This is a genomic window from Streptomyces sp. NPDC037290 (assembly GCF_055603245.1).
This window is the reverse complement of record NZ_JBVJVZ010000004.1, coordinates 500,316-513,013: the sequence shown is the minus strand read 5'-3', so window position 1 is coordinate 513,013 and position 12,698 is coordinate 500,316. Positions and strand designations below refer to the sequence as shown.

11 protein-coding genes are annotated in these 12,698 nt (G+C 72.1%); 8 read left to right on the top strand and 3 right to left on the bottom strand.

Annotation, left to right across the window (positions count from 1 at the left end; translation table 11 throughout):
* The first annotated feature begins 227 nt into the window (after window positions 1-227).
* Window positions 228-1,352: a PP2C family protein-serine/threonine phosphatase gene (locus ACZ7HQ_RS17315; RefSeq protein ID WP_470990230.1), complete on the top strand. Its 1,125-nt coding sequence runs from the start codon at window positions 228-230 to the stop codon at window positions 1,350-1,352.
* A 77-nt stretch (window positions 1,353-1,429) separates the two neighbouring features.
* Here ACZ7HQ_RS17315 and ACZ7HQ_RS17310 read toward each other — a convergent pair whose 3' ends face one another.
* Window positions 1,430-2,671: an NADH:flavin oxidoreductase/NADH oxidase family protein gene (locus ACZ7HQ_RS17310; RefSeq protein ID WP_470990228.1), complete on the bottom strand. Its 1,242-nt coding sequence runs from the start codon at window positions 2,669-2,671 to the stop codon at window positions 1,430-1,432.
* Between the two features lie 86 nt (window positions 2,672-2,757).
* Here ACZ7HQ_RS17310 and ACZ7HQ_RS17305 point away from each other — a divergent pair, with 86 nt between their 5' ends.
* Entirely contained in the window at window positions 2,758-3,351 is a 594-nt protein-coding gene (locus ACZ7HQ_RS17305) for a TetR/AcrR family transcriptional regulator (RefSeq protein WP_470990226.1), read from the top strand.
* Window positions 3,352-3,396: 45 nt separating this feature from the next.
* The gene (locus tag ACZ7HQ_RS17300; protein WP_470990224.1) at window positions 3,397-3,603 is read left to right on the top strand and encodes a hypothetical protein; all 207 of its coding nucleotides are present in this window, start codon (window positions 3,397-3,399) and stop codon (window positions 3,601-3,603) included.
* Window positions 3,604-3,612: 9 nt separating this feature from the next.
* Here the strand turns inward: ACZ7HQ_RS17300 and ACZ7HQ_RS17295 are convergent, their stop codons facing one another.
* Window positions 3,613-4,239 (bottom strand): MerR family transcriptional regulator, encoded by a 627-nt coding sequence (locus ACZ7HQ_RS17295; protein WP_470990222.1) that lies wholly within the window; start codon window positions 4,237-4,239, stop codon window positions 3,613-3,615.
* Between the two features lie 114 nt (window positions 4,240-4,353).
* Here ACZ7HQ_RS17295 and ACZ7HQ_RS17290 point away from each other — a divergent pair, with 114 nt between their 5' ends.
* Window positions 4,354-4,770 (top strand): DUF3291 domain-containing protein, encoded by a 417-nt coding sequence (locus ACZ7HQ_RS17290; RefSeq protein ID WP_470990220.1) that lies wholly within the window; start codon window positions 4,354-4,356, stop codon window positions 4,768-4,770.
* A gap of 58 nt (window positions 4,771-4,828) precedes the next feature.
* Window positions 4,829-6,304 carry an MFS transporter gene (locus tag ACZ7HQ_RS17285; RefSeq protein ID WP_470990218.1) on the top strand — a complete coding sequence of 492 codons (1,476 nt, stop codon included), beginning with the start codon at window positions 4,829-4,831 and terminating at the stop codon, window positions 6,302-6,304.
* 77 nt (window positions 6,305-6,381) lie between these two features.
* On the opposite strand, the gene ACZ7HQ_RS17280 is transcribed toward ACZ7HQ_RS17285, so the two are convergent.
* Window positions 6,382-7,659 (bottom strand): PAS domain-containing protein, encoded by a 1,278-nt coding sequence (locus ACZ7HQ_RS17280; protein ID WP_470990216.1) that lies wholly within the window; start codon window positions 7,657-7,659, stop codon window positions 6,382-6,384.
* A gap of 274 nt (window positions 7,660-7,933) precedes the next feature.
* Here ACZ7HQ_RS17280 and ACZ7HQ_RS17275 point away from each other — a divergent pair, with 274 nt between their 5' ends.
* From ACZ7HQ_RS17275 to ACZ7HQ_RS17265, 3 genes are read left to right on the top strand one after another with little or no spacing between them, the layout of a single operon-like run.
* A complete protein-coding gene (locus ACZ7HQ_RS17275; protein ID WP_470990214.1) occupies window positions 7,934-9,307 on the top strand; it encodes an ATP-grasp domain-containing protein in 1,374 nt (457 codons plus the stop codon).
* Window positions 9,304-11,316 (top strand): PEP/pyruvate-binding domain-containing protein, encoded by a 2,013-nt coding sequence (locus tag ACZ7HQ_RS17270; RefSeq protein WP_470990212.1) that lies wholly within the window; start codon window positions 9,304-9,306, stop codon window positions 11,314-11,316. Before ACZ7HQ_RS17275 ends, ACZ7HQ_RS17270 begins: the two co-directional genes overlap by 4 nt.
* A gap of 8 nt (window positions 11,317-11,324) precedes the next feature.
* The gene (locus tag ACZ7HQ_RS17265; RefSeq protein WP_470990210.1) at window positions 11,325-12,686 is read left to right on the top strand and encodes an MFS transporter; all 1,362 of its coding nucleotides are present in this window, start codon (window positions 11,325-11,327) and stop codon (window positions 12,684-12,686) included.
* The last annotated feature ends 12 nt before the right edge of the window (window positions 12,687-12,698 follow it).

Here is a 12,698-nt window from a genome sequence, read left to right as displayed (position 1 = left end):
CCGACGGGCACGGACGCCCATAGCGCAGCGTATCGCAGCCTGCGGTCGAGGGCCGGGGGCCCAGGACGACCGAAAGTGACCGAGGCATCCCGGACTGCTACCCCACATCAGCGCGCCGAGTGCGGCCCGGGGTCTCGATGCGGCCACGCTGTCGTAGCCGTCCCGGGCCACGCCCGCGTGCCGGAGCTTCGCGCGCCCTCAGCAGGGCGTAGGTGCAGGCTTGTGGCATGGCCCTTCGACCGTGGATGGAGTTCCGGCCTGCCTGGCGACCGGGACATGCGCCCGCGCTGATGGTGATCCCGCTCGGGCTGATCGTCGCGGTCTGTGTGGCCGATGTGCTGTCCCCGTCGCACATCCACCTGGGTCCGCTGCTGGTGGCGGCTCCGGCGATCACGGTAGCGCTCGCCGGCGCCCGCACGACGGCGCTGATGGGGGCTCTCGCGGTCACGGCGCAGGTGCTGATCGGAGCGCTCCGGGGAGTCCTGTCCACGGCCAACGTCGAGGCCCAGATCGCCGCCCTGGTCCTCGTCTCCATCCTCTGTGTCGCCTTCTGCGTGGTGCGGAGCCGGCGCGAGCGGCAGTTGCACCGGGTGCGGTCGGTGGCCGAAGCCGCGCAGAGCGTTCTGCTTCAGCCGCTGCCGGGACGCAGTGGCCCGCTGCGGATCGGCGGCCTGTACCTCCCGGCCGAGGAGGAGGCCGACCTGGGCGGAGACCTGTACGCGGCAGCGCGGACCGCCCACCACAGCACCCGGCTCCTCATCGGCGACGTACGCGGCAACGGCCTGGCCGCGATCAACAACGCGGCCCTGCTGCTGGGCGCCTTCCGTGCGGCCGCCCATCGGCAGGCCACGCTGCCGCGCCTCGCCGTCCACCTGGACGCGGCGTTCCGCTGGGACACGAACCAGTGGCGGGAGGAGGCGGAGCAGGATGCGAACGAGGACTTCGCCACCGCCACGCTGCTCGACATCCCCGACCACGACGCGGTGGTCCACCTCATCACCTGTGGCCACCCGCCACCGCTCGTGCTGCACGGGAATCGCACCACCACGACGCTCGCGGCCGAGGCGAACCACCTTCCGATCGGATTCGGCGGGCTCCTGGGCGTTGCCGGGTACGACGTGCAGACCTTCCCGTTCGAGGTCGGTGACCTGTTGCTCCTCTACACGGACGGCGTCATCGAGGCACGCGATGCCGAGGGTGTCTTCTACCCCTTCACCGAACGGGTGCCCGAGTGGGCCAAGGAAGACCCCGAGGAGCTGCTGCGCCTTCTGCGGGACGACCTGCTGGCCCACGTCCACGGCCATCTGAACGACGACGCGGCCGTGGTCGCGGTCCGCCGCCTGGCCGTCTGACCCGGGCTCGGTCCGCGCCGGCACCACGGAGCAGCCGTGGCGAGCAAGCGCAGCAGCTGATCCGCCGCCCTCACCGGTCAGCTCGGGACGGACGCGGGCAGCCACGAGCGGTAGCGGCGCAGCGCACGCCGCCGTACCAGGTGGTCGGAGATCAGCGCGACCACCGGGCGGGTGCCCAGCGCGGGTTCCGCTCCGCGGGCCATCCGGCGCATCTGGTGGCGGACCAGCGCCATGCCGGCTGCCGAGGCGAGGAGCTTGTCCGGCCAGGTCACCGGTCGCAGCCGTCCGTCGGCCTCCCGGCCCTGCCGCCAGCGATCGGGAAGGTCCGGCGTGGCGGCCAGCGCCGTGCCGATGCCGACAAGCGCGACCCCGCCCGCGAACACCCGCTCGGCGGTCTCCCGCCGTGTGATGCCACCGGTCAGCATGAGCGGGACCGGGCTGGTGGCGACCAGCTCCGTCGCCATGTCGAGGAAGTAGGCCTCGCGGGCCTGGGTGCGCGTGTCCGCGGGGCGGCCGGACATCGCCAGGCTCTCGTAGCTGCCGCCGGACAGCTCGACCAGGTCGACGCCGAGCGGTTCGAGCATCGCGATCACCTGCCGGGCGTCGTCGACGTCGAACCCGCCGCGCTGGAAGTCGGCGGAGTTGAGCTTCACCGCGACCGCGAACGACGCGGACACCGCGGCGCGCACCGCCCGTACGACATCGAGCAGCATCCGGGCCCGGTTCGCGAGGGAGCCGCCCCACTCGTCGGTGCGTCTGTTGACGAGCGGGGACAGGAACTGCGACAGCAGGTAGCCGTGTGCGGCGTGGATCTCCACCCCGTCGAAGCCCGCCTCCTCGGCGCGCGCCGCGGTCACCGCGAACCGCTCCACGGTGGCCTTGATCTGCTCCGGCGTCATGGCGGTCGGGCGGCCGAACCGGCTGCTGTGCCTGCCCAGATCCACGCCGACCGCGGACGGCCCCCACACCACGCCGGGCATGCCGGCCTGCACCTGGCGGCCGGGGTGGTTGATCTGCATCCACATCGCAGCGCCGCCGGCCTTGCCGGCCTTCGCCCATGCGACGAACGGCTCCAGCGGTGCGGCGGCGTCGAGGACGATGCCTCCCGGGCCGGTGAGCGCCTCGGCGTGCACCATGACGTTGCCGGTGATCAGCAGGCCGGCTCCGCCCGAACCCCAGCGCCGGTACAGGGACCACAGCCGCTCGTCCGGCGCCTGACCGGCCCCGGCCATACCTTCCTCCATGGCCGCCTTCGCGATCCGGTTGCCCAACACCGACCCGGACCGAAGCAACAGCGGCGAGAACAGCTCTGTCGACACCCCGGGACCTCCCTTCCACCGATACAATGTGTACACCGCTCACATTAGGGCGACAATGTAAGCAGCGTCAACTTTCGAGGTGCCCCATGCCCAAGTCCAGTGGCCCGTACCATCACGGCGACCTTCGGGCCGCGTGCCTGCGCGCCGCGCGGGAGCTGCTGGAGGAGAGCGGCAGTGGTGGACTCTCGCTCCGGGCGGTGGCACGACGCGCCGGTGTCTCCCCCACGGCTCCCTACCGCCACTACGCCGACCGGGACGCGCTCGTCTCGGCGGTCGCCACGGAGGGCTACCGCGAACTCGCCGGGCACCTGACCGCTGCGCACCCCTCACCCGCCGCGCCCGACGACCTCGCCGTCGTCGCCCTCGCCTACGTCAGGTTCGCTCTCGAACACCCGGCACTGTTCCGGGTGATGTTCGCGGAACCCTGCGACCCCGAAAGCGACGACCGCGCCGACGCCACCGCCGCCGTCACCGAGTACGTCACCGCTCTGGTCCGGAACGCCTTCCCCGACGCCACCGGCCCCCACGCCCTGGCGACCGCCGTCTGGGCCCTCGTCCACGGCCTGGCGTTCCTGCACCTCGACGGGAAGCTCGACGCGTCCACGCCCGATGCGGTCGCCGCCCAGGTGCGCACCGCCGTACACGCCCTGCTCACCGCCTGCGGCCCAGGAGGCCGCTGAGGGTTCGATGCGGTCCGCGGGGAGGCGTGGAACTACGGCAAGGTGATGGTGGACGGGCGGCCGCGCACGTGTGTGGCGTACTACATGAACAAGCTCCACGGCTTCGAGTCGCAGACCGACTACTTCGTCACGCTCGACTGTCCGCTGGACATCCGTGAGGACTCGGTCATCCGCACATTCGGCTCCCACGAGGCCGCGTTCTCCTCGGGGCGGGAGGCCGCGGCGCAGCTGCTGCGAGAGCTGCACGGCTGACGGCGCGCGTCAGCCGTCGGCGCCCGCGTGACGCCGTGCCGACTCGTTCTCCTGGGCCATGCGCCGCAGCGCCATCAGCGCGGGCTCGAGGAGCACGGTCAGCAGCAGCGCGCGCTCGGCCAGCTCCAACGGGTCGTCGATACCGTCCAGTTGGTCGAGGTCGAGGACCGCGGTGCGCTCCGCGAGCCGTGCGTAGGGCAGCAGTGCGCGATGGTCCAGCGGGACTCCGAGCGCGCGCAGCGAGGCCAGGGTCTCGGCGAGCGTGGCGCGCGCGGGGGCCTTCTCGTGCACGTCCCAGCCCAGCTCCTCGACGAGCGAGTCGACTTCGGCGGCCTCCGGAGCCTGCGCGGCGGGTTCCTCGGCGAGCCGGATGGCGCCCAGGGCGAGGCCCAGCGTGCGGTGGGTGTCGCCAGTGTGCTCGGCGAGGGCGTCCAGCAGCTCCCGGGCGGTGCTCACGGACAGCCCGCGGACGCCGGTCAGCGCGCGGATCAGGCGGAGCCGGCGCAGATGGTGGTCGTCGTACTCGGCCTGGGTCGCCGCCGTCTGCCGCCCGGGCGGGAGCAGGCCCTCACGGAGGTAGTACTTGATCGTCGTGACGGAGACGCCACTGCGGCGGCTCAGTTCGGAGATGCGCATCGGTTCGCCCCCGCTCTGGAAACTGGATACCCCTACTGTCTAACATAGATAGTAGAGGTATCCAATTTGGGGCCCTCTCCCTCGCCCTGCCTCCGACCCGAGAAGGCGGCAGCCATGCCCACCCTGCGTTGGACCACCGTCAACAAGCCCGCGCCGGGCGCCGAGGCGTTCGTCATGGCGTCCCGCCTGGAGGTCCGCTCCCTCACCGACGTACCGCGCTTCTTCCTGCGCTCGCTCACCGCGTGGAGGCAGGTCACCGGCGCGCCCGGCGCGTTTGGCGCCTCACTGGTCGCCGAACCGCTGGGGCGCACGTTCTGGACCCTGTCGGCATGGGAGGACCGGCAGGCCCTGTACACCTACGCGCGCACCGAACCGCACCGCGCGATCATGAACGGCCTGCGGTCCACCATGAGCCACTCGGTCTTCACGTTCTGGCAGGTGCCCGCCTCCCACCTCCCGATCGACTGGTCGGACGCCCGCCGCCGCCTCGCCGGGCAGGAGCGCGCGGACGCCGACCAGGGCGCCGCCTGACCTGCGCACCCGCTCTTCCTGGACACCCCCAGCACTTCGCCGAGGAGACTCCCCCGCCATGACGCTGTCCGAAGAAAACCCGGTCCTGGACGACCCGGTCGCCCCCGCCCCGGCAGGGCCGGGCCGGCGGGTGCCGCTGTGGCTCGCCATCGTCGCGTGCAGCGTGCCCATGTTCATGGTCGCGCTCGACAACCTCGTCGTCTCGACGGCCCTGCACACCCTGGCCGTGGACCTCAAGGCGACCACGCAGCAGTTGCAGTGGTTCGTCAACGCCTATGTCCTGAGCTTCGCCTGCCTGCTGATGACAGGCGCGGCGCTCGGTGACCGGTTCGGCCGGCGCCGTGTGTTCCTGCTCGGCATCGCGATCTTCACGCTGGCCTCCGCGGGCTGCGGGCTGGCCGACACGAGCGCCCAGCTGATCATGTTCCGTACGGTCCAGGGCTTCGGTGCCGCGGCCGTGATGCCCCTCTCGCTGACCCTGCTGGCCCAGGCGGTGCCGGACCGGCTGCGCGGGCTCGCCCTGGGCCTGTGGTCGGGAGTCAGCGGACTGGCCGTCGCGATGGGCCCGGTGGTGGGCGGTGCGGTGGTCGACGGACTGGACTGGCGGTGGATCTTCTGGATCAACGTGCCGGTGGGTGTCGTGGCGCTGCCGCTCATCCTCCTGACGTTGCGCGAGAGTTCACTGCCCGGCGTCCGTCTGGACCTGGTCGGCATGCTGCTGGCCGCCGCCGGGCTGTGCGCGGTCGTCCGGGGCATCGTGCACGGCGACACGGACGGCTGGACGTCGTCGAAGGTGCTGGGCGCGTTCGTCGGCGGCGCGATACTCCTCGCCGCGTTCGTCCTCTGGGAGTCCCGGGTCTCCGAGCCGATGCTGCCGCTGTCCTTCTACCGCGTCCGTGCCTTCACCCTCACCAACATCGTCTCCGCGGCCATGCACTTCGGGGTCTTCGGCTCCCTGTTCCTCCTGGCCCAGTACCTGCAGATCGTGCCCCCGCGCACGCCGCTGGAGGCCGGGGTGCGCACGCTGGCCTGGACCCTGATGCCGATGTTCGTGGCCCCCGTCGCGGGCGTCCTCACCGACAAGGTGGGCGGCGGCCGCCTCATGGCCCTCGGCCTCTTCCTGCAGGGCGTGGGCCTCGGCTGGATCAACCTGGTCGCGGACACCGACACACCGTACTCCGCCCTGGTCGGCCCGATGATCGTGGCCGGCATCGGGATGGGTTTCGTGTTCGCTCCCACCGCCGCGGTCGTCCTGGCCTCGGTGAGCCGCGAGCACGCCGGCAAGGCGTCCGGCGCCAACACCACGGTCCGGGAGATCGGCGGCGCGCTCGGCATCGCCGTACTCAGCACGGTGTTCGTGGCGCACGGCAGCACGCAGGGCCCGCAGCAGTTCATCGACGGGCTGCACCCCGCGGTGTGGGTCGGCGTCGCGGTGGTCCTGGGCGGCGCGCTGTGCGGCCTGGGCATCCCGCGTCGGCCGCGCCCGGAGAACGCGCCGGCCGAAGTCCCGGCCCCGGACAAGGCCGGCCGTTGATCACCGGCCCCCTGCCATGTCCCGGTTGAGCGCAGGCGGGAGGCGCGAGCGCTTCGTCCGCGCGGCGGTCACCGAGTTCAGACCGGGCTTGCGGGGTTCGCCGCCGCCGAGGAGCGGGGCGGCCAGGTCTGTGAGGAGAGGATGCCGAGCACGTAGGCTCGGGCGACCAGCGCCGGGCGGGTGGCGGCGTCGAGCAGGGCGCGCAGGCGGCTCAGGTGGTAGTCCAGCGTCTGCCGGGACAGGCGCAGTGTCCCTGCGATGTCCGCGTTGCTGTGCCCGGCCGCCAGCAGGGCGAGTATGCGGACCTGGGCGGCCGTCAGGTCCGGCCGGGCCTGATGGCGCAGGCCGAGGTGAGTGCCGACGGCCCATACACCGGACACACCGGGTGTCGTACCGCCCACGGCGCTCAGATGGATTCGGGCCCGGCGCCGCCAGCCGTCCCGGTCGACGAGTACGGCACAGGCGCGGGCGCTTCGGCGCCGGCCGCTGATCAGGTCGTCCCAGATCCGGTGCAGGGCGGTTCGTTCGGGTGTCCTGGCGAGCAAGGCGTCGGCCGGCAGGCCCAGCAGGTCGGAGAGCCGGATGCGCAGGACATCGGCGACCGCGGTGCCGGCCTCGCTGACCCGGCCGTCCGGGGTCAGGCGGACGCAGAGCAGTCCGCTGCGGTCGCGCAGGGCCTGTAAGTCGGCCTCGGCCCGGTGTCGTTGGTCCAGCACCCGGGTGTAGTCGGTGACGTCGACGTAGATGCCCGCGACACAGCGGGCCGCGCCCCAGCGGACGGGGAAGCGGTAGCCCGCCGCACGGCCCGGTAAACCGTCGACGCGCCGGTAGGTGAGGGTGTGCCGTACCGGCCGGCCGCGCGTCAGGACCTCTTGGTCGAGGGCGAGGAACCGGGTGATGTCACCGGCTTCGTCGACGTCGGCGAGGTGACGGCCGATCACGGCGTCGCGCGTGGTGCCGTACAGATGGGCATAGGCGTGGTTGGCCCACAGGTATCGGCCCGTGGCGTCGCGCACGAACGCCGCGGCCGGGGCGAGGTCGGCGAACGTGGCGTACGGGTCGTCGTCCGGCCGGTCGGCCACCTCGATCGCCACTCCCCTGCTGCCGTGCCGTCCCGGCCCGCCGCCGGGTTCCGGCCAGTGGACGTGGAAGGTTCTGCCCTCGAAACACGTGCGGTAGGGGCCGCAGCTGGACGGGCCGACGCCGTCCGCGTGGAGGGCCTCGAGGAACCGGCGGGTGGCGCGCCGGTCGTCGAACGCGGCGCCCCCGCTGTCGACCACGCTCAGCCCGCTGTCGGCTTCCCACCACGACACCGCGAGAGGCGCGAGCAACGCCTTGAAATCAGCTTCGTCCACGTCCAACTCCTTCAACCCTGCACCACATCACTTTGGGTGATACCTCATGCGTATCCCGTAAGGGATGGGGCATGCGAGCGGGGCAGACGCTGCGTGCCGTGGTGCCGGCGGCGCTAGCGCACGACCGCACCTCCATCCGGCGCGGATCGGCGGCAGCAGTCAGGCATTTGCCTGAGTGCTCCGGGAATCCCGGCGCCTCCCACGCGGGCGGGTGCTGGTTCGCTTGAGGGAGACGGCGTACCAGTGGTCGATGACACAAAGGAGTTGGAGTTCCGTGAGCAAGGTGCTGTACGTGCATGCCAAGGGCGGCCCTCCGGTGGGCCATGCCCTGACGCGGGTGGCCGCGAGGTCCGCGGTGCACCTACTGGCCCTCAGTGAACTGCCCGCACCCGTGGCCCACGACGCCGCGAGGCTGTGCGCGTCGGTCGTCACACCCCTCGACCTCCACGGTGGCGACCTGGTCGAGCTCATCACCGCCCGGGCCCGCGAGGTGGGGGCGGACGCCGTTCTCACCTTCTCGGAGTACGCGGTGGTCGCGGTCGCCGAGGCGTCCCGGCGACTCGGGCTGAGGGGCGCCGGGCCCGCCGCCGTCCTCGCACGCGACAAACGCCTGATGCGCGCCGCGTGGAGGCGCCGCGACATACCGCAGCCGCGGTTCCGCGCCGTCACCGGCGCGGCCGAACTGGAGCGCGCGACCACCGAGTTGTCATGCCCACTTCTTTTAAAGGCGGCCTGGAGCGCCGGCTCGACCGCACACCAGATCATCGAGCGGCCCGCGGACGCGCCGGCCGCCTGGCAGCGGTCGCGCGCGGTGATGGCCGATTCCGCGCTGCTCGGATTCGCGGAACTGCACGTTCCCGGCGCCTCGGAGGACTTCATCGTCGAGGAGATCGTCAGCGGATGTGCCGAGGAGTGGTTCGACGGCCCCGGCTGGGGTGACTACGTCAGCGTCGAGGGCGTGGTCGCCGACGGAGAGTTCCGCCCCGTCTGCCTGAGCGGGCGGATGCCGACGGTGGCGCCCTTCACCGAACGCGCCGGTATCACCCCGGCCGCCGTGGGAAGCGAGGCCCAGCACACCATCGTGGACCTCGCCCGGCACGCCGTGGATGCCCTGGGGCTGGAGAACTGCGGCACCCACACGGAGATCAAGCTGGGCAGAAACGGCCGTATGTGGGTCATCGAGACGGCCGCGCGGTTCGGCGGGGCGATGACGGTGCCGCAGATCGAGGAGGTCTTCGGCCTGGACCTGGTCGGTATGTTCACCGACCAGCTGCTCGGCGGCTCACCCGCCTGGCCCGCACGGGCGCTGACGCCCGAGGACGCCCGGGGCGCGGCCGGGTCGCTGGTGGTCCTCGCCGTGCGGGGTGACGGCACCCCCTGGCCCCGCCGCCATCGGTGGGACGCCTCGGCGGTCGTCCGGTCGGCGCCGGTCGGCGCCGGCAGCACGTTGTCCGTCGTCCGCGAGAGCTCCCTGCCCGACGGGGCCCCCGTGCCGGTGTACGAGCCTGCCGCCGGGGCCAACACCATGGCGGGCCTGTGCCTGTTGTCGGCGGACCGGCCGCAGTCCGTCGTCCGTGACTTCACCGCCCTGGTCGACGCGCTGCCGCGCATCCTGCCCACGGCCGCCCCCGAGGAGGCCCGGCCATGACCCACGCACCGCACCAGGCCGACGTCCCCGACACGGCGGGCGATCGTACCGTCGTCGGCGCCAACCTCACGCTGCCGTTGTTCCGCGCGCTGTCCGGCGTGCTCGCCGGACACCCGTACCTGAAGATCGTGGTGGACAGGTCCGAGGACACGTGGCACCTGCTCGACACCCGGGTGCACCCCTTCCACGTCGACTACGTCGCCACGCGCGTCCTCGGCATGAGGATGGACGAACTCGACACGGGTCTGGACGCGTTCAACGCATCCGTGTACATGGCGCCCGACCGCCGCTTCCTGCTCGGGGTGCTGTCCCTGCACAGCGACGAGGACGCCGAGGGCTCCGAGCGGCCGTTCCTGGTCCTGGAGACGACCGAGGCGGACACCATGCACGCCGCGCTGCTGGAGGAGCTCTACGAGTATGTGCGCGCAAGGGTGGACGGACGCCTCCCCCTGCTGCTGAAACCGGCGAACCACGGGCAGGAGCACGAACTCGCCTCGGTCAGCGAGGCACGCGTACCGCGCATCCTCAGCCAGGAGCTGTTCGGCAACCGGACCCGGACCTGCCTCAACCCAGGCGTGGCCGAAGGCCGGCTGCGCTGGTTCCGCCATCCGGCGGAGTTCCGCGCAGCCGCCCCGCAGCTCGGCTGGGCGGACATCGTCGCGATGGCCTGCCTGCCCGACGACGTGCCCCGGGTGGCGGGGTTCGTCAACACCGAACCCACGACACCGCTTTCGCACACCAACGTCCTGGCGTCGGGCTGGGGCATCCCGAACGCCATCGTCCGCGACCTGGACGCTCTGGTGCGGCGAGACGGCCTGGACGGCGCATGGGTCCGCTACCGGGTGTCCGAGGACGCCATCACCCTGGAGCGGCTGTCCGACCCCCCGGACCTGGAGAGGCCGGTCTGGCACCAGCAGCGCATCCGCATCGACACACCCCTGCTGGACGAGGCGCCGGTCATGGCTCTGCACCGGCTGCGGCGCGCCGACCGCGACAGCTACGGCACCAAGGCCGCCAACCTCGGCGAACTGCACCATGTCCTGGACAGCCGCACGGCGGACCTGACCGCGTTCTACGCGCGCCCGCGCCCGCCGCGGCCCGATCTGCTCAGCCACCTGGCCCTGCGGCTCGGCGAGCCGGAAGCGCCCGTGGAACGGCTGCAGGCCGCGGCGGCCGAACGCGTGGCGGCCACCATCCGGGCACCCGAGGGGGTGGCGCTCCCGTTCCGCCTGCACCATCTCTTCCTGACCTCGTCGGCCGCTCTGCAGCAGGGCATCGGCAAGCTGAAGATGGCGCTCGAACTCGAAGCGCTCGACGTGATCGACTCCCTCTGTCTGGACCTGCAGCGCCTGATGCACAGCACACCGATCCCCGACGAGGTGTCACGCGCCGTCACCGGCGCGGTGCCGGGTCTGCTGGCCGACGGACGCCGTCTCGTGGTGCGCTCGTCCTCCAACGCCGAGGACCTGCCCGGTTTCTCGGCGGCCGGGATCTACGACTCGGTGACCACCGTGCGCGGCGAGGAACAGTTGCTGGACGCGGTGCGGCAGGTGTGGACGTCGCTGCTGTCGCCACGGAGCGTACGTCTGCGGCACGAGGCCGGCATCGTGCTGGACGACACCTACATGGGAGTGATCATCCAGCGGTATGTGCCCGCCGACCTCGGGGGTGTGCTGGTCACCTGCAATCCGACCCGGCGGGAGGACTTCCGCAACGTGTACGTCAACTGCACCGCCGGTTCCCCGGAGCGGGTGGTCGACGGCACGGTCCTGCCCCACCAGTACCTGTACAACACGGTCGAGGGCGGCGGGCGCACCGTGGACGTCGGCTCGTCGGGTGAGGACCTCCCGTCGGACACGCGCACGTCACTGGGCGAACTCGCCCTGGTGGGGCGTCTGCTGCAGTCCCACTTCAGCGCGGACGACCCCGACGACGCGCTGGACATCGAGTGGCTCATGACCGCTGAGGGGGCGTTCCATCTGGTCCAGGTCCGCCCGTACGCGCGGTGAGGCGCTCCATGACCCCTGTGTGGCGCCGCTCCACGGATCCGGCCATGACCCCGGCCGCCCGCCGCATCATCCGCCTCAACAACGGGTTCCAGCTGTTGTTCAACCTGTTGTGGTGGATGCCCGTGTTCTACGCCTACCAGCGCGCCGCGGGCCTGTCGGACGGGCAGATCTTCGGCATCCAGAGCATCTACTACGTCGCCTTCTGCCTGTTCGAGATACCCACGGGAGTCGTCGCCGACCGCCTCGGTGCCCGCAACTGCCTGCGCGCGGGCGCGGTGGTCATGACGGCGGCGAACCTGGTGCCGGTGCTGGCGCCCACGTACCCGGGCTTCCTCGTGCACTTCCTCGCCATCGCCGCCGGGCGCTCCCTGACCTCCGGCGCGGCGAGCGCCTGCCTGTACGACGGCTTGCGCGCCGAGGGAGCGGACGCCCACTACCTCAGGGCGGAGGGCACGGCGCGTGCTCTCGGGCTCGCCGCCAAGGTCGTCTGCTGGCCACTCGTCGGACCGCTGATGTCCGTGGCCCACCAGTCGCCTTATGTGCTCAGCGCGGCGAGCGCGGCGGGCTCTCTCGGCTGTGCCCTCGCCCTGCCGAGGATCGCCGCCGGTGACACGGACGCGGGGGCGAGCACACGGGGAAGGCGGAGGGGAACCCTGTTGCGGGACACGGGCGCCGCCCTGCGCGCCCTCCGGTCCTCGCCGTGGCTGGCCCTGCTCATGGTGCAGGGTGTGGCGGTCTTCACGCTGTCGCGGATCTGCCAGGTCAATCTGTTCCAGCCGGTGCTGCTCGAACACGGCATCGCGGAGAGCGGTCACGGCAGTGTGCTCGCGGCGATGACGGTCGCCGAGGCGGTGGCCTCCGCCCGGCCGCAGTGGCTGAGCCGGCGGTTGTCGCCCGCGGCCTGGGTATCCCTGCTGAGCGTCGCGCTCGCCGCCGCACTCGCCGGTACCACTGCCGGCGGCCCCTGGGCCGTGGTCGGGCTGCTGTGCGCGTTCGCTGCGATCACCGGGTTCGGCTATCCGGTGCAGCGCAAGCTCATCAACGACGCCATCCCGAAGGGGGCCCCGCGTGCCACGCTGCTGTCGGTGGAGAGCATCGTGGACCGCGGTGTGTGTGCGGTGGCCGCGGTGGCCGCGGGTGTGTATCTGGCGGCGGGCCGGCTCGACGCGCTTCTGTGGCAGTCCGCCGCGGTCACCTGCGTGCTGATGCCCGTGCTGCATCTGGCTCTGCGCCGCGTGAGTCCGGCGTCGGCCGCGCGGGGGGCGCGTGGAGCACACGGTGCCGGCGCGGTCTCCGCCGAGGCGGTCGCACAGCCGGTGGAGGAGCCCGTCGCGCTGCCTGTCGACGAGGGCGTGGCCCCGCACCCCTGAGCCACGTCGAGT